General features: G+C 68.6%; 13 protein-coding genes. 7 read left to right on the top strand and 6 right to left on the bottom strand.

Translation table 11 applies throughout. The annotated features are described in order from the left end of the window. Positions 1-22 precede the first annotated feature (22 nt). Positions 23-1,027: a 4-hydroxythreonine-4-phosphate dehydrogenase PdxA gene (pdxA, locus tag C8K14_RS11300; RefSeq protein ID WP_107716742.1), complete on the top strand. Its 1,005-nt coding sequence runs from the start codon at positions 23-25 to the stop codon at positions 1,025-1,027. Then, a complete protein-coding gene (gene rsmA, locus C8K14_RS11295; protein WP_107716804.1) occupies positions 1,024-1,854 on the top strand; it encodes a 16S rRNA (adenine(1518)-N(6)/adenine(1519)-N(6))-dimethyltransferase RsmA in 831 nt (276 codons plus the stop codon). The genes pdxA and rsmA overlap by 4 nt, the downstream gene beginning before the upstream one ends. Positions 1,855-1,968: 114 nt before the next feature. Here rsmA and C8K14_RS11290 read toward each other — a convergent pair whose 3' ends face one another. Genes C8K14_RS11290 through tsaD form a run of 3 tightly spaced genes read right to left on the bottom strand, consistent with a single transcriptional unit; the run spans position 1,969 to position 5,544 of the window. Then, positions 1,969-3,489 (bottom strand): lipopolysaccharide biosynthesis protein, encoded by a 1,521-nt coding sequence (locus C8K14_RS11290; RefSeq protein WP_233251043.1) that lies wholly within the window; start codon positions 3,487-3,489, stop codon positions 1,969-1,971. Beyond that, positions 3,482-4,495 (bottom strand): NAD(P)H-dependent glycerol-3-phosphate dehydrogenase, encoded by a 1,014-nt coding sequence (locus tag C8K14_RS11285; RefSeq protein WP_107716741.1) that lies wholly within the window; start codon positions 4,493-4,495, stop codon positions 3,482-3,484. Before C8K14_RS11285 ends, C8K14_RS11290 begins: the two co-directional genes overlap by 8 nt. Continuing rightward, positions 4,492-5,544 carry a tRNA (adenosine(37)-N6)-threonylcarbamoyltransferase complex transferase subunit TsaD gene (tsaD, locus tag C8K14_RS11280; protein ID WP_054130785.1) on the bottom strand — a complete coding sequence of 351 codons (1,053 nt, stop codon included), beginning with the start codon at positions 5,542-5,544 and terminating at the stop codon, positions 4,492-4,494. Before tsaD ends, C8K14_RS11285 begins: the two co-directional genes overlap by 4 nt. A gap of 45 nt (positions 5,545-5,589) precedes the next feature. On the opposite strand from tsaD, the gene hemC reads away from it, so the two are divergent. The 3 genes from hemC to C8K14_RS11265 all read left to right on the top strand — a co-directional run bounded on the left by hemC (position 5,590) and on the right by C8K14_RS11265 (position 8,187). Further along, positions 5,590-6,543 (top strand): hydroxymethylbilane synthase, encoded by a 954-nt coding sequence (gene hemC, locus C8K14_RS11275; RefSeq protein WP_082349736.1) that lies wholly within the window; start codon positions 5,590-5,592, stop codon positions 6,541-6,543. After that, the gene (locus C8K14_RS11270) at positions 6,543-7,220 is read left to right on the top strand and encodes a uroporphyrinogen-III synthase (RefSeq protein ID WP_054130786.1); all 678 of its coding nucleotides are present in this window, start codon (positions 6,543-6,545) and stop codon (positions 7,218-7,220) included. Before hemC ends, C8K14_RS11270 begins: the two co-directional genes overlap by 1 nt. A gap of 94 nt (positions 7,221-7,314) precedes the next feature. Beyond that, positions 7,315-8,187 (top strand): hypothetical protein, encoded by an 873-nt coding sequence (locus C8K14_RS11265; RefSeq protein ID WP_231627536.1) that lies wholly within the window; start codon positions 7,315-7,317, stop codon positions 8,185-8,187. A 24-nt stretch (positions 8,188-8,211) separates the two neighbouring features. Here C8K14_RS11265 and acpA read toward each other — a convergent pair whose 3' ends face one another. The 3 genes from acpA to C8K14_RS11250 all read right to left on the bottom strand — a co-directional run bounded on the left by acpA (position 8,212) and on the right by C8K14_RS11250 (position 12,065). Further along, the gene (acpA, locus tag C8K14_RS11260) at positions 8,212-9,855 is read right to left on the bottom strand and encodes an acid phosphatase (RefSeq protein WP_054130787.1); all 1,644 of its coding nucleotides are present in this window, start codon (positions 9,853-9,855) and stop codon (positions 8,212-8,214) included. A 198-nt stretch (positions 9,856-10,053) separates the two neighbouring features. Next, positions 10,054-11,370, bottom strand: a complete 1,317-nt coding sequence (locus tag C8K14_RS11255; protein WP_107716740.1) for an amidohydrolase family protein — start codon at positions 11,368-11,370, stop codon at positions 10,054-10,056. Positions 11,371-11,417: 47 nt separating this feature from the next. Next, positions 11,418-12,065: a DUF3237 family protein gene (locus tag C8K14_RS11250; RefSeq protein ID WP_107716739.1), complete on the bottom strand. Its 648-nt coding sequence runs from the start codon at positions 12,063-12,065 to the stop codon at positions 11,418-11,420. A gap of 276 nt (positions 12,066-12,341) precedes the next feature. Between C8K14_RS11250 and acs the strand changes: the two genes are divergently transcribed. Then, positions 12,342-14,291, top strand: a complete 1,950-nt coding sequence (acs, locus tag C8K14_RS11245) for an acetate--CoA ligase (protein ID WP_054130790.1) — start codon at positions 12,342-12,344, stop codon at positions 14,289-14,291. A 562-nt stretch (positions 14,292-14,853) separates the two neighbouring features. Then, entirely contained in the window at positions 14,854-16,041 is a 1,188-nt protein-coding gene (locus tag C8K14_RS11240; RefSeq protein WP_133726797.1) for a carbohydrate porin, read from the top strand. Positions 16,042-16,107 lie beyond the last annotated feature (66 nt).

Here is a 16,107-nt window from a genome sequence, read left to right as displayed (position 1 = left end):
CAAAGCCCGATAGCGCCAGCCCATGAACCCCATCGCCATCTCCCAGGGTGATCCTGCCGGCATCGGCCCCGAACTGATCGCGGCCGCGTGGATCTTGCGCGGCATGGCGCAGCTGGAGCCGTTCGTGGCCGTGGGCAGCCGCCGCGTGCTGGACCAGGCCGCGCGCCATCGCGGGCTCGACGTGCCGGTGCGCGCCGTGGGCAGCCTGGAAGAGGCGGCAGCCGTGTTTGGCTCAGCATTGCCGGTGCTCGATTTGGGTGATGCTGCCTATACTCCCGGCCAGCCAAGTGACGAGGGTGCCATGCTGGCGCTCGAGTCGCTCGACGCGGCCACGCAATTGACCGTGGCGGGCGAAACCTCGGCCCTGGTCACTGCACCGGTTTCAAAAAGCCGGCTGGCCAGCGTGGGTTTCAACCATCCCGGCCAAACCGAATTCGTCGGCCAGGCCAGCGGCGTGGCGCCCGAAGACGCGGTGATGATGCTGGCCGGCCCTTCGCTCAAGGTCGTGCCGGTCACGGTTCATGTGCCGCTGCACGCCGTGCCTGGCATGATCACGGCCGAGCTGATCACGCGGCGCAGCGCGATCACCGCGCGGGCGCTGGTGCGCGATTTCGGCATCACCCATCCGCGCCTGGCCGTGGCCGGGCTCAACCCCCACGCCGGCGAAGAGGGCCGCATGGGGCACGAGGACCACAGCTATATCGCCCCCGCCGTTGCCGCGCTCCAGGCCGCCGGCATTGCCGCGCACGGGCCGCTGCCGGCCGACACGATGTTCCATGCCCAGGCCCGCACGACCTATGACGTGGCGATCTGCATGTATCACGATCAGGCGCTGATCCCGTTGAAGGCGCTGGATTTCGACGATGGCGTCAATGTCACGCTGGGGCTGCCGATCATCCGCACCTCACCCGATCACGGCACCGCCTTTGGCATCGCCGGCAGCCGCCAGGCGCGCCCGGGCGCGATGATCGCGGCGATCCGCATGGCTGGGGAATGCGCCGTGCGCCGCGCTGCGGCCGGAGCATGAGCCTGCCCGATCTTCCGCCGTTGCGCGATGTGGTCAACCGCCATGGGTTGCTCGCGTCCAAGGCCCTCGGGCAGAACTTCCTGTTTGATGAGCAGTTGCTGGCGCGCATTGCCGCCATTCCCGGCAAGCTCAAGGGCGCCAACGTGCTGGAAGTGGGCCCCGGCCCCGGCGGCCTGACCCGTGCCCTGCTCCGCGCCGGCGCCAATGTCACCGCGATCGAGATGGACAAGCGCTGCCTGCCGGCCCTGGCCGAATTGGCAGAGGCCTTTCCCGGCCAGTTGCGCGTGATCGAGGGGGACGCCACCAAGATCGATCCCGCCACCCTGTTCGACGCGCCGTGGCACGTGATCGCCAACCTGCCCTACAATGTCGGCACGATGCTGTTTACCGGCTGGCTTTCGGGCCAGGATTGGCCGCCGGCCTGGCTCTCACTGACGCTGATGTTCCAGCTGGAAGTGGCAGAGCGCATCGTCGCTGCCGCCGCCAGCGATGCCTATGGCCGGCTGGCGATCCTGTCGCAATGGCGCGCCGCGCCGCGCATTGCCATGAAAGTGCACCGCAGCGCGTTCACCCCGCCGCCCAAGGTGATGTCGGCCGTGGTGCACGTGACCCCCGCCACTATGCCTGAGGGGGTTTCGGCCCGCATGCTCGAACGCGTGACCGAGGCGGCGTTTGGGCAGCGCCGCAAGATGCTGCGGCAGTCGCTCAAGGGCGTGCCCGGCGCGCTCGCTGCGCTGGAAACGCTGGGCATCGACCCTGCCCGCCGCGCCGAAACGCTGGACGTGGGCGATTTTGTGGCGATTGCCCGCGCCCTGTCGAAACAATAGAACGACGACGTTCCGTTAGAATTGGCCCCTCCGACAGGCCTGCGGCCTGCCACCTCCCCGCCAAGCGGGGAGGATTGCATCACTCGGCCGTGAACGGCCGGCAAGTCGGGAAAGCTAGTTCTTGTGCTTGCGGAACAGCACCCGGTCTTCCGGGCCAAAGCCGCGCCGCCAGATCACCAGGCCATAGACGCCCAGGATCGCCGGAATGCCCAGGCTGACCTCGATCCATTCCGGCAGCAGGCGCGCCAGCATGCCCATGCCCACCGCCGGCACTGCCGCCCACAGCAGCGCCCAGCGCCAGTTGCTGATCTTCTGGCCCAGGATGCTGCCCAGCAACCGCGACTTGAGCAGCGAGGCAAGGCCCAGTGAAATGACCAGGGCCAGCGCGGCGCCCATCGCCTCTACCGTGCCGTCATAGCCCAGTTCGCGCGCGGCCACGATCAGGCCCACGGTCAGCCCGGCCTGCAGCGCGATCGTGCCCAGGCTGATCCACCAGTTGCGCAGCCGCGCGACATAGATCAGCGCCGCCTCGCTCACCACGGCAGGCGCGGCCACCACTTCGGCCGCCAGCAGCAGCGCGAGCGAGCCAGTGCCGGCCACGAAATTCGGCCCGAACAGGCCCATCACGCCCTTGCCCGGCAGACCCAGCGCCAGGGCGATGCCGGCTTGCGCGGCGGTGATCCAGAAGCCCACCTGGCACACCTGCCGGGCGATCGCGCCCAGGTTGTTCTCGCGCAGGTTGCGGGTGATCACCGGGCCCAGGATCGGCTCGAAACTGGTCTTGAGCTTTTGCGGCAGCGTGGTGACCTGCTGCGCCACGTAATAGATGCCGACCACGGCGGCCGGCGCAAACGTGCCGAGGATGAACAGGTCAAGCTTGCGCGTGCCCCATTCCACCGCGTCGGCCCCGGCCAGCGGCAGGTTGCGGTTGGCCAGGCGCAGCAAGGCGCCCGGGCGCGGCGCCCACTGGCGCGGCAGACCATAGCTTTTGACCAGGGGCACGAAAGCAGTGATCATCGCCGCCAGCATCGCGGCGGCATAGGCCAGGATCAGCCCGCTTTCGCGCAGTGGCAGCCACCAGGCGCCGGCCAGCCACAGGCCACCGGCGGCCAGCGATTGCGTCCACGGTTCCACCACGGCGCGGGCGCGCACGGTGGCACCCACGTCAAAGCGATAGGCCAGCGCGGCCAATGCCACGTCGCCCAGCGCGCGCGGCAGGATCGCCATGGGCAGCAGGCGTTCCACCGGGGTATAGTCCCCGCTCGGGAACATCATGATCGGCACCAGCCACAGCAGCAGCCCGCACAGCACCGACACCAGCGTAGTCAGCAGCAGGGCATCAGCCACGGTGGTGGCACTGGCACGATCTTCCTTGGCCAGTTGCTGGGCCAGGCCGCGCTTTTGCCCGAGCGTGGCGAGCTGCGCCGCCAGTTCCACCACCAGCGTGGCCGAGGCATAGCGCCCGAGCGTAGCCGCGCCATAGAGGCGCCCGGCGATGAACAGGAACGGCACGCTGGCCGCCAGGCGCAGCACGAATCCAAAGAAATTGGTCCGCCCCCCCTTGGCCAACGCGGCGATATCGGCCTGTTCGGCCTGCGCGTCGGTCGGGTTTGCGGGAAGAGCCGGATCAGCCAAGCGGGCGTTCCGCACGCAAGGGCCGCGCCAGCAGGCTGGCGACGACATCCCGGGCAGGCGCATGGCCACGCACCAGGGTAACGACCGCATCGACGAGCGGCATGGCAATTCCCTTCTGGCGGGCAAGATCGGCGAGCACGGGCGCGGTATACGCCCCTTCGGCCACGGTGTTGCGGCCTGACAACGCCTCAGACGCGCTTTGGCCCTCGCCCAACGCCTTGCCCAGCGAAAAATTCCGGCTCGATGCCGATGAACAGGTCAGCACGAGATCGCCCAGCCCGGATAGCCCGGCCAACGTTTCGGCCTGCGCACCCATGGCCAGGCCAAAGCGCTGCATTTCGGCAAAGCCGCGGCTGATCAGCGCGGCACGGGCATTCTGCCCCAGGCCGAGCCCATCGACCACGCCACAAGCGATCGCCAGCACGTTCTTGACCGCGCCGCCGATTTCGGCACCGATCACATCGGCCGAATAATAGGGGCGGAACGTGGGCCGCGCCACGGCCGGGGCCAGGCGCTGCCACTGCGCTTCGCCGCCGGAACAGGCCAGCGTCACCGCCGTGGGCAGGCCGGCGGCTACCTCGTGGGCAAACGTCGGGCCAGAGAGTACCGCGACGTGCGCGGCAGGCGCCGCAGCATGCGCCACTTCGGCCATCAGCCGGCCGCTGCCCGCCTCAATCCCCTTGGCGCACAGCACCAGATCGCCGGCATAATCGGGCAGGCCAGACAGCACCTGGCCCAGGAATTGCGCGGGGGTAACCCACAGCAGCACCGGCAGCGTGGCCATGGCGGCCAGATCGCTGGTAGCGGTGATCGTTTCGGCCAGTTCGGCGCCGGGCAGGTAGGTGGGATTGCGCCGCTCGCGGTTGATCATGGCGACCAGGCTTTGCTCGCGCGCCCACAGCGCCACGGGGCGCCCGTCGCTGGCCAGCATCTGCGCCAGGGCCGTGCCCCAGGCGCCCGCGCCGATCACGCCAATCGCTGGCGCGGTGGCAGGACCGCCGCTCATGCCTTGACCCCGGCGCCGCGCACGGGGGCGGCATTATCGTCAAGCGGCCAGCGCGGCCGGGCCGGCAGGTCGAGCGGATCGGCTTGCCCGAGGGCAAAGCGTTCTGCCCCCGCCCAGCCGATCATTGCGGCATTGTCGGTGCACAGCTTTACCGGCGGCGCTACCAGCGGCAGGCCGGCCTGCGCGGCCAGCCCTTCGAGCGCCGCGCGCAAGGCGGCATTGGCAGCAACCCCGCCGGCCACGACCAGCGCGGTCATCCCCGGCACGCACTGCGCCAGGGCGCCGCGCGTGCGATCGATCACGCAATCGATCGCCGCCTGCTGAAACGAGGCCGCCAGATCGGCCGGCGCAAAGGCGCCCGAATCGCGGGCGCGCAGCACCGCGCTTTTCAGGCCGGCAAACGAGAAATGCGGTTCGCCACTGCCCACCAGCGGGCGCGGCAGCGGCACAGCGCGGGGATCGCCCTCGCGCGCCAGGCGCTCCACCGCCGGGCCACCGGGATAGCCCAGGCCAAGCACCTTGGCCGTCTTGTCGAACGCCTCGCCCAGCGCATCATCGATCGTCGTCGCCAGGCGGCGATAGCGGCCCAGTCCCATGACTTCCAGGATCTGGCAATGCCCGCCCGAGACCAGCAGCAGGCAATAGGGATAGGCCAAGGTGGGCTCAGCCAGCCGCGGTGAGAGCGCGTGGCCTTCAAGATGATTGATGCCGATCAGTGGCTTGCCACTGGCCATGGCCAGCGCCTTGCCCGTCACCAGCCCGACCATGACCCCGCCGATCAGGCCCGGCCCGGCCGTGGCGGCAATGGCGTCCATGTCGTCCAGGGTGAGGCCGGAATCGGCCAGCGTGGCCGCCACCATCGGGGCGATAACATCGGCATGGGCACGGGCAGCAATTTCGGGCACAACCCCACCATAGGGCCGATGCGCGTCATCCTGCGAGGCGATGCGCTGGGCCACGATACGGGCGGCAAGCGTGGTGGCGCTGCCGTCGATAACGGCAACGGCGGTTTCGTCACACGAGGATTCTATGCCAAGGATCAGGGCCATGCGGAGCTTTCCCTTAGAGATAATCCCGTTTACGGCAAGCCACGCATGATCAACCCGTCTCACAACCCGTCGCAGGCGCCTGACAAACCATTGCGCCTTGGCACCCGCCGCTCGCCGCTGGCCATGGCCCAGGCCGAGGAAACCCGCGCGCGGCTGTGCGCGGCGCACGGCTGGCCCGAAAGCGCGGTGGAGCTGTGCCCGCAGGTGGCCAGTGGCGATCGCATCCAGGATCGCCCGCTGGCCGAAATCGGCGGCAAGGCGCTGTGGACCAAGGAACTCGACGCGGCGCTGCTGCACGGCGAGATCGATTTCGCGGTCCATTCGATGAAGGATGTGGAAACCATCCGCCCTGACGAGATCACAATCGCTGCCGTGCTGCCACGCGCCGATGTGCGCGATGTTTTGGTAGGCGCGGCCAGCATCGCCGCCATCCCGCCCGGCGCCAAGGTGGGCACCAGCGCGCCGCGCCGCGCCGCGCAGATGCTGCACGCCCGGCCTGATCTGGAAATCGTGTCGTTTCGCGGCAACGTCGCCACGCGCCTCGCCAAGCTGCAGGTGGGTGAGGCTGATGTCACGCTGCTGGCGGCGGCGGGGTTGCAACGCCTGGGCGAAACCGGCGTGGGCCATGTGCTGCCGGCTGAGGAATGGTTGCCCGCCCCGGCGCAAGGCGCGATCGGCATCGAATGCCTGGCCGCGCGCGAGGACGTGCGCGCGCTGCTCGCCGCGATCGACCATGGCCCGACCCATGCCGCGATCCGCGCCGAACGCGCGCTGCTGACCGGCCTTGGCGGCACGTGCCACAGCCCGATCGCGGTGCTGACCACGGCCGAGGGCGATGACCTGGTGCTGCGCGCCGCGCTGTTCAGCCCCGATGGCGCGCTGCGCGTGGAAGACAGCGCGCGCTTCGCCGCCAGCGACACCGCCACGCCGCTCGAACTCGCCCGCCGCCTGCTGGCCAGCGCGCCCGAGGGCATCGCCGCCTTTTTCCACGGCGGCTGATGCGCCCGCTGCTGGTCCTGCGGCCGCAGCCCGGCAATGCCGCGAGCGTGGCCGCTGCCCAGGCGCTGGGCCTGGCGGCACTGGGCGCGCCGCTGTTTGCGATGCAGGCGGTGGCGTGGCAAGCGCCCGATCCGGCCGGCTATGCCGCGATCCTGGCGGGCAGCGCCAATCTCTTTCGCCTGGGCGGGCCAGACCTGGCCGCCCTTCGCGCCCTGCCGGTGCTGGCCGTTGGCGCGGAAACCGCGCGCGAAGCGCAAGGCGCCGGCTTTGCCGTGGCACAAACCGGCGAAGGCGGCTTGGCCGACGTGGCGCGGGGCTTGGCGCCGGGGCGCTATCTGCGGCTGTCGGGCGCCGACCCGGTGCCGCTCGCCCTGCCCGAGGGCGTGGCGGTGGATACCCTCACGCTCTATGCCGCGCAGCCGTTGCCCCTGGCGCCGGCCGCGCAGGACATGCTGCGCAGCCCTTGCGTGGTGGCGCTGCATTCGGGCGAAGCGGCGCGCCATTTTGCCGAGGAGTGCGGCCGGCTGGGCCTGGCGCGCGGCCATGTGGGCCTGGCCTGCCTCGCCCCGCGAATCGCGCAGATGGCCGGCACCGGCTGGCAAGCCGTTGAAATTTCCGCAATGCGGCGCGATCAACCATTGCTGGCGCTGGCCCGGCAAATGTGCCAGAACCTGTGACTTCGGGGCCACGAACAAGCGAAAAAGATTGATGCAGGATACGCCATACGCACAAACAAATCCGCCGCGCCGCCGTGGCGGGGGACGGTTGCTGGTGGGGTTGGTGCTGATCGTGATCCTCGCCCTGGGCGGCGCAGGCGCCTGGCTCGCCGCGCGCGAAGGCTGGCTGCGGCTTGACCTGGGCCCGATGGCCAGTTCCAGTGGCGATGTACCCGCCGCCGTCGCCTCCGAAGCGGTCGTGGCCGCTGCCAGCAGCGCGGCGAGCGATGCCGTGCTCGCCAGCACATCGGCCAAGGTTTCCGCGCTGGAGCAGCGCCTGGCCGAACTGAACCAGCAGGCCAATGCCGCCGCCGGCCAGGCCAGCCGCGCCGAAGCGCTGCTGGTGGCCTTTGCCGCGCGCCGCGCCATCGAGCGCGGCCAGCCGCTGGGCATCCTGGAAAATCAGCTGCGCGTGCGCTTTGGCGCCAGCCAGCCGGGCGCGGTGGACCGCGTGATAGCCGCCGCCGCCCACCCGGTCACGCTGGGCAACCTGTCGGAAGAGCTGGCGGGGATCGAGCCGCAGCTGATGGGCAAGACCCCGCGCGGCAATACCTGGGACTGGATTTCGGGCCAGATCGCCGGCCTGTTCGTGATCCGCCACGACGAAGGCCCCAACGCCACGCCCGAGGCGCGGGCCGATCATGCCCGCCTGGCGCTGGCCGGTGGCCGCGTCGACGCTGCGATCAGCGACGTGGAGCGCATGCCGGGCAAGGATGCCGCCACCGAATGGCTGGCCCACGCCCGCGACTGGGTGGCTGCGCAGCATGCGCTGGACCAGTTGGAAACCGCCGCGATGGTGCTGCCCGCGCCGCAGCCCTTGCCGCCGGTGGCAGCCCCTGCCGGCCAGGCCCCGGCGCAAGCCGCGCCGCAGCCCACGCCAACGCCCAGCCCAGCACCGCAGGCCGCGCAGACCGACACCGCCGCCTGAGCGGCGCGGCGCCGGCAGCGCTGATCAGACGATCAGCGCGCCGGTCAGGTCGCCCGGCGGCGGTCCGCCTGCGGCGATCATCGCCTTGTCCCGCTCGACCAGGCCCGGCAGGGTCTTGAGGCCAAAGCGCCGCACCAGGAAGCGCGCGATCGAGCCGGTATCATAGACAGTGTGATCGACGTGGCCGCGCCGCGCGTGGGGCGAGACGATCAGCGCGGGAATACGCGTCCCCGGCCCCCAGCGATCGCCCTTGGGCGGAGCGACATGGTCCCACCAGCCGCCGTTTTCATCGAAGGTGATGATAACCAGCATCTTGTCCCACTGCGGCGAGCGGCGCAGCGCATCGACAACCCCGGCGATATGGCGATCGCCGGCATCCACGTCGGAATAGCCGGCGTGCATGTTGAGGTTGCCCTGCGGCTTGTAGAACGTGACGGCCGGCAGCTTGCCCGCCGCGGCATCGGCCAGAAACAGGTTGGTGCGCGCGGTTTCGCCCATGCCGCCATCGCGCAGATGGCGTTCGCGCGCCGCCGTGCCCGGCGCCAGGTTGGCGAAATAGTTGAGCGGCTGGTGATGCGGCTGGAAATTGGGGCGGGAGGGAAACGCCGCGCTATTGGCGCGCCCTGCCATCGCCTCGTCCCAGCCACCGGCGTACCACGCCCACTCCACGCCGGCTTCGGTCAGCCGATCGCCGATATGGGCATGGGTCTGCGGCGGCAGGGTCTGCGAAGTGACCAGGGCCATCCCCGGCCGGGCCGGATCGGCCTGGTAGGTGGGCAGATAGGGCGGCAGCATGGTGTTGACCGCGCGGTGATCGGGCGTGATCGAATCGGCAACAAAGCGCACCGGGCCATCCATCGCGCTGGCTGGCGTACCGGGCTTGAGCAGCGGGCGCGGCGGATCGCTGTAGGCCGGATCAAGCTTGACCACGCGGTCTTTCGCCGGGCTCTTGTCAGCGTCCGGGTAATAGGGCGGCGTGGCGGCAACCAGGTATTGGTGGTTGAGGAACGAGCCGCCGAAAGCGCCCATGAAGAAATTGTCGCATAGGGTGAATTCGCGCGCCACCTGCCACAGCCGCAGGTTGGCCCGCACATCGCCATAATGGCCCATGACCAAAGCGCCGCTATCGCCCCAAGCGACGAAGCCATCGTTGCGCCCGCCGTTGATCTGCCACTGGTTGTTGTAGAAGCTGTGGATCAGGTCACGCGTCACCACGCCATGGGGCAGCGGATCGCCTTCGGGCGTCTTGAGCGCAAAGGGCGCATTGGGCAGGCCGGTGATGGCGTCTTCGTCGATATGGAACTCGGCGTGCTCCACCACCTGCTTGTCAGGCACCATGCCTTCCCAGACCTTGGGCAGGGTTTCGAGCACGCGGCCATCGCGATCGCGCTGCCGGGCCCGCTCGGCCGGCACGGCGGAAAGCGGCTGCTGCAGCCCCGGAAAATCGGGGAAGAGATTGTTGAAGCTGCGGTTTTCGGCATAGATCACCACGACCGTATCGATCTTGGCGCGCAGCGCGGCATCAACCTTGGCGCGGCTTCCGGCCCCGGCGCGCGGGGCGGCAGCCGCGGCATCAACCCCGGCGGCAGCGCCGGTAATGGCAAGCCCGGCCAAAAGGCTGCGGCGATCGAGGGCGGGGCCGGCGGGCTTGTCGGATTGGTCGCTCATGCTGGGCTTTGTTCCATTGGGGGGAAGGAATCGGCCGCTGGAATAGAGACTTGGGCAGCGTCTGTCCAAGCATAGCTTGGGGCCAGGTTTCCACCACCCCCAAACCCCCTCCTCTGAAGAGGAGGGGGTATAAGATATTGTAATTCCTCCCCCCTACTCTTTAGAGGAACGGGTCGGGGGGTGGTGGAAGCCGCGCGCTCACTTCACCACATCGCCGCCCTTGATCACGTGATCGACATGCTCCAGCACCGAAATGTCGGCCAGGGGATCACCCTTGACCGCGATCATGTCGGCATAGTGGCCGGGCGACAGCGCGCCCACGTCCTTGCTCCAGCCGAGCAGATCGGCCGAAACCGTGGTGGCGGCCTGGATCGCCTGCATCGGGGTCATGCCATAGCGGACCATGTACTTGAACTGGCGAGCGTTGAGGCCGTGGGGATAGACCCCGGCATCGGTGCCGAACGACAGCTTGACCCCGGCCTTGACCGCCTTGGCAAAGCCATCGCGCTGGGCCTGCGTGGTATCGTCGTTCTTGCGCAGCATGTCGGCCGGCCAGTGGTGGGCCCGGCCATAGTCGGCGATATAGTCGCCATCGTAGATATCCATGTCGAGCCACACGCCCTTGGCCTTGGCCATGGCAATGCCCTCGTCATCGATCAGGCTGGCATGCTCGATCGCCTCGACCCCGGCGCGCATGGCCGCCTTGATGCCGGTGGCACCGTGGGCATGGGCGGTAACCCACGATCCGCGTGCCTTGGCCACGGTGACGGCAGCGCGCATCTCGTCCTCGCTCAGTTCCTGCTGGCCCGGCTCCGTCCCCTGGGCGAGCACCGCACCCGTCGCGATCAGCTTGATCGAATCCGCGCCATGCTGGAACAGCGCGTTGACCTTGCGCGTGGTATCGGCGGCATCGGCCACCACGCCGGCGCGCATGTCGGCCGGCACTTCGACATCGGGGGCAAAGCCGGTCACTTCGCCGCCGCCGCCGGGAATCGTCACATAGGCGCCCACCGCGCTGATGCGCGGGCCGATCACATCGCCGCGGTTGATCGCATTGCGCAGTTCCACATCGGCATAGGCGCGAAAATTGCCGCAATTGTGCACCGTGGTGAAGCCGGCCATCAGCGTGGTGCGGGCATTGCGCGCGCCGACATAGGCAATTTCCATGGCCGAATGCAGCAGCGGTTCGGCGACGTTTTCCGACTGGTCCATGTCAGCCAGGTGCACGTGCATGTCGATCAGGCCGGGCAGCACGGTATAGCCGCTCCAGTCGATCACCCGCGCGCCTGCCGGGATCGCCGCCGCGCCGGGGCCATCGGCAGTGATCGCTGCCACCCGGCCCTGCTCCACCCGGATCAGGCGGCCGGTCAGAACCTGGCCGCTTTCCGGATCGATCAGGCGCCCGGCGCGCACATAAACGGTGCTGTCTGGGACGGTGCTATCCGGTGCCGCTTGCGCCAGCGCGGGAGTGGCAGAGGCGCAAAGCGCGGCGAGCAGAAGCGAGCGGACGAGCATGGTCTGTGCCTAGCGCCTCTGGCATCGCAGCGGGAGTGCCTTTCGCCTTAGGTCATACGGAAAACCTGGATCAGACGGCCATTGGCATTGGGGCCGAAATCGGGCGCCTTGATCGATGGCGGAATGGGAAAGGTCAGCGTGGCGACGAACACGGATTCGCGCAGCCAGGCATACTTGGCGCCCGGCACTTCGAAGGTCGGCAGCAGGCGATACTTCTGCTCGGTATAGCCCAGGCCCTTGTTGTGGATGATGATCTGCTGCCCATCATCGGTTTTCAGGCGATAGAGCGCATCGACCACCACCACGCCATCGGGGCGCACCACCGGGAAATCGCCGCCGCCGGGGATCACCGTTCCCTTGATCCCCCGGCCCTGGAACACGCCGCCGATGATCGGCCAGACATCGTTGCGATAGCCGTCTGACGCCACCTGGTCCTGGGCGCTGCCCATGTATTCGGGCTGCGAACAGAACGGCAGGATATCCATCACCCATTCCAGGCCGACCTTGTCATAGATCGGCGGCACGCCGCCCGGTGGCAGCGGCGGGGCCGATGGTTCGTGGCCGGCCACGCCCGCCGGCACCGGCAAGGGCGCGGGCGGCACCACGGGGGCAGCCAGCGCGCGCGTGGCCGCAGCCGCCAGCGGCAGGCCGGCACCGATCGCACCCAGGGCATTGCGGCGGGAAAGCGTCATCATGATCCTCCTTGGCCTGCGATCCCCACAGGCCTTGGGCTAAGTGGTGCACGCATGGACGCTGCCTGCGCACCTTCCATTTGGGAGATGCGCGGCGGATTGTTTCGATGTTGCGACACCCGGCACACGGCACGTGCGTGCAAGCGCGCCCGGCCATCTCGCGCCTGCGGCATGGTAGACTTATATCCAACTGGCACAGAGGCGCCCAAGCGGCTAGCGTGAGGCAAGCATCACGTCGCCCGCACAGCGCACGACAAACACATCGAGAGGGTTCCGCATATGGCCGAAGCCATTTATCCCGTTCCCGCCGACTGGGCCCAGAACGCCCTGATCGACGAAGCGCGCTATCTGGAAATGCACCGTCGCTCGGTAGAGGAACCCGATGCGTTCTGGGCGGAGGAAGCGCAGCGGATCGACTGGATCAAGCCGTTCACCAAAGTGAAGAACACGAGTTTCCACGAGGAAGATTTCGGCATTCGCTGGTTCGAGGACGGCACGCTCAACCTTTCGGCCAATTGCCTCGATCGCCACCTGGCAGAGCGCGGCGATACCGTGGCGATCCTGTGGGAGCCCGACAGCCCGACCGATGCATCGCGCGCGATCACCTATCGCGAACTGCACGCCGATGTGTGCCGCCTGGCCAACCTGCTCAAGGCGCGCGGGGTCAAGGCCGGTGACCGGGTGACGATCTACCTGCCGATGGTGCCCGAAGCCGCCATGGCGATGCTGGCCTGCGCGCGGATCGGCGCGATCCATTCGATCGTCTTTGCCGGCTTTTCGCCCGATGCTCTGGCCGGGCGGATCGAGGATTGCGACAGCCGCGTGGTGCTGACCGCCGATGAAGGCCTGCGCGGCGGCAAGCGCGTGCCGCTCAAGAAGAACGTCGACGAAGCGCTGACGCATTGCCCTGCGGTCGATACCGTAGTGGTCCTGGCCCGCACCGGCGCCGATGTGCCAATGCAGGAAGGCCGCGATCTGCCCTGGGCACAGGCCGTGGCAGAGCAGAGCGCGGATTGCGCGCCGGTGGAAATGAACGCGGAAGATCCGCTGTTCATCCTCTATACCTCCGGCTCCACCGGCAAGCCCAAGGGCGTGCTGCACACCACCGGCGGCTATGCCGTGTGGGCCGCGATGACGCACCAGTACGTGTTCGACTATCGCCCGGGCCAAATCTATTGGTGCGCGGCCGATATCGGCTGGGTCACCGGCCATTCCTATGTCGTCTATGGCCCGCTGGCCAATGGCGCCACCACGGTGATGTTCGAAGGCGTGCCCAACTTTCCCGATCCCAGCCGGTTCTGGCAGGTGGTGGACAAGTTCGGCGTGGAAATCTTCTATGGCGCCCCCACTGCCCTACGCGCCCTGATGCGCGAGGGCGATGACTGGGTGCACAAGACCAGCCGCAAGTCGCTGCGCCTGCTGGGTTCGGTGGGCGAGCCGATCAACCCCGAAGCCTGGGAATGGTATCACAAGGTGGTGGGTGAAGGCCGCTGCCCGATTGTCGACACCTGGTGGCAGACCGAGACCGGCGGCGCGATGATCACCCCCCTGCCCGGCGCCACGGCATTGAAGCCGGGCTCTGCCAGCAAGCCGATGTTCGGCGTGCAGCCCGCCCTGCTCGACAACGATGGCCAGGTACTGGACGGCGCCACCGACGGCTGCCTGGTGATCGGCGATAGCTGGCCGGGCCAGATGCGCACGGTGTGGGGCGATCACGAGCGCTTTTTCCAGACCTATTTCACCACGTTCAAGGGCTGGTACTTCACCGGCGACGGCTGCCGCCGCGATGAGGATGGCTATTACTGGATCACCGGCCGCATCGACGACGTGATCAACGTATCGGGCCATCGCATGGGCACGGCCGAGATCGAAAGCGCGCTGGTGGCCCATGCCAAGGTGGCCGAAGCCGCCGTGGTGGGCATGCCCCACGCGATCAAGGGCCAGGGCATCTATGCCTATGTCACCTGCAATGCCGAGGTGGAGCCCGACGAGGCGCTGCGCCGCGAACTGGTGGCCTGGGTGCGGCACGAGATCGGCCCGATCGCCACGCCCGACGTGATCCAGTTCGCCCCCGGCCTGCCCAAGACGCGTTCGGGCAAGATCATGCGCCGCATCCTGCGCAAGATCGCCGAGAATGACCTGGGCTCGCTGGGCGATACCTCCACGCTGGCCGATCCTTCGGTGGTGGACAACCTCATCGCCAATCGCCCGGTGCTGGCCACGGCCTAAGCCCGCCGGTTAGCGCCGCGTTTGCCGCGCCCCCGCCACTGCACGGTGCCCCCAACGGGCCGGGCAGTGACGGGGGCGCTGGCATATGGCCTGACGCGATTGGCACGGTCGACGCGGCGCCGATTCGCACAGCGCAAACGCCCCGAAGCATGAAGCGCGGGGCGTGCGGTAAACCGTAGATTTTGCGTAAAAAGCCCGATTTTCGCGCCACTATATGGCAATCGCGGCTTGATGGCAGGTTCACCCGGCGCAGGGATTTTTTACGGCGTCCTCTCCCACCGCCGCGCCGGGCTTGTCCCGTCTTATGCCTTGTCATCATAGCGGCTCAAGCCAGACGTGCTAGCCCAAAAGTGCATACCTATTCTTTGACAAGATCTGATGCAGGGTTGCAACACTTCAGCAGGCTGAAATTTTCAGCGGGGCGGCAGCGGCTGTTGTGGTGGCGGCATGGGCTTGCCGGTCAACGGCAGCTTAATGCCGCCTTCCGCATTGCCGCGATGCGCGTTTCTGCGCAGCCCGGCATCCATCCAGGCTTGGCCGGCAATGCCGCAGACTGTGCGGCATGTGCAGATCCCTTCCCCCGGCGCGGCCCAGGCGCCACCGGCTGTCCCGCGCCACCGCGCTGCTTGGCCTGATGCTGGCCCTGCCGCAGACGGCTTGGGCAGCAGATACGCCACCGGCGCGGCTGATCGGCCTGGGCGCCAGCTATGTGGCCGATGCCCTGGATGTTGCCGATGGCGGTGTGGCGCGCGGCGGCGGGCTGGCGGCGCGGGCCGATGCCTGGGTGGACGTGGATGGCGGCGCGCTGGGTGTGTCGCGGCTGACCGCGCATATCGACATGATCGCCGTGCATGGGCCGGTCTTTTCCGATTCGTGGGTGGGCGATGCGCAGGGCATCAGCAGCATCCAGGCGCCAGGGCGCCATCACCTGTATGAAGCCTGGGTGCGCTGGCAGGCGAGCGACAATGCCGCACCGCTGGCGATCGCGACCAAAGTGGGCCTGATCGATGTGAACACCGAGTTCGACGTGCAGAGCGTGGGCGCCCTGTTCGTCCACGCCAGCCACGGCACTGGCGCCGAACTGGCGCAAAGCGGCCCCAACGGCCCCGGCATCTTTCCCATGACGGTAAGCGGGGCGCTGGTTACCGCCAGCACCGCGGGCAAAACCACGCTGCGCCTGGGCGCGTTCGACGCGCAGGCCGGCAGCGTGGCCAACGACCATGCGCCGGCCCTGCGCCTGCCCGGCACGACCGGCGCGCTGCTGATCGGCGAGGTGGAGTTCCCGCTGGGCCAGGGCGAAGTGCAAGTGGGGCTGTGGCGCTATACCCGGCCGCTGCCGCGCGTGGACGATGCAGGGCACAGCGCCCACTCGCAGGGCGGCTATGTATTGATCGAAGGGCTGCTGGCACCGCGCTGGCACGGCTGGGTTCGGCTGGGACTGGCGGATGCGCGCAGCAATCCGATCAGCTGCTATCTTGGCACCGGCGTGGTGCGCGAGGCGGGCGCCTGGCAATTGGGCGTGGCCATGGCCCATGCCCGGCTCGGCAGCCGCGCGCGGGTCGCGCTGCTGCCCGATGCCGTGGTGGCGCGGGCCCATGAAACCGCGCTGGAGCTGACCGCGGCGCGGCCAGTGGCGCGCTGGCTGACCCTGCAACCGGAACTGCAATATGTGATCCACCCTGGCTGGAATCCGGCGCTGCGCTCTGCCCTGGTCTGGGGCATGCGGTTCAAGCTCGCCTGGGCGCGCTAGGCAAAACCTCGCCCTGCCCCTTGCGCATGGGGCAAGGGCAGGCAAAAGCGGGCGCGCCTGCGCCGG

It is taken from the genome of Novosphingobium sp. GV079 (assembly GCF_003058045.1).
Taxonomy (GTDB): Bacteria; Pseudomonadota; Alphaproteobacteria; order Sphingomonadales; family Sphingomonadaceae; genus Novosphingobium; species Novosphingobium capsulatum.
This window is presented reverse-complemented; position numbering and strand designations above follow the sequence as displayed.

What these genes read in the sequence shown, in the direction of transcription:
- pdxA (WP_107716742.1), top strand. Translation starts at nt 23, where the DNA reads ATGAACCCCATCGCCATCTCCCAGGGTGATCCTGCCGGCATCGGCCCC.
- rsmA (WP_107716804.1), top strand. Translation starts at nt 1,024, where the DNA reads ATGAGCCTGCCCGATCTTCCGCCGTTGCGCGATGTGGTCAACCGCCAT.
- C8K14_RS11285 (WP_107716741.1), bottom strand. Translation starts at nt 4,495, where the DNA reads ATGAGCGGCGGTCCTGCCACCGCGCCAGCGATTGGCGTGATCGGCGCG.
- tsaD (WP_054130785.1), bottom strand. Translation starts at nt 5,544, where the DNA reads ATGGCCCTGATCCTTGGCATAGAATCCTCGTGTGACGAAACCGCCGTT.
- hemC (WP_082349736.1), top strand. Translation starts at nt 5,590, where the DNA reads ATGATCAACCCGTCTCACAACCCGTCGCAGGCGCCTGACAAACCATTG.
- C8K14_RS11270 (WP_054130786.1), top strand. Translation starts at nt 6,543, where the DNA reads ATGCGCCCGCTGCTGGTCCTGCGGCCGCAGCCCGGCAATGCCGCGAGC.
- acpA (WP_054130787.1), bottom strand. Translation starts at nt 9,855, where the DNA reads ATGAGCGACCAATCCGACAAGCCCGCCGGCCCCGCCCTCGATCGCCGC.
- C8K14_RS11255 (WP_107716740.1), bottom strand. Translation starts at nt 11,370, where the DNA reads ATGCTCGTCCGCTCGCTTCTGCTCGCCGCGCTTTGCGCCTCTGCCACT.
- C8K14_RS11250 (WP_107716739.1), bottom strand. Translation starts at nt 12,065, where the DNA reads ATGATGACGCTTTCCCGCCGCAATGCCCTGGGTGCGATCGGTGCCGGC.
- acs (WP_054130790.1), top strand. Translation starts at nt 12,342, where the DNA reads ATGGCCGAAGCCATTTATCCCGTTCCCGCCGACTGGGCCCAGAACGCC.
- C8K14_RS11240 (WP_133726797.1), top strand. Translation starts at nt 14,854, where the DNA reads ATGTGCAGATCCCTTCCCCCGGCGCGGCCCAGGCGCCACCGGCTGTCC.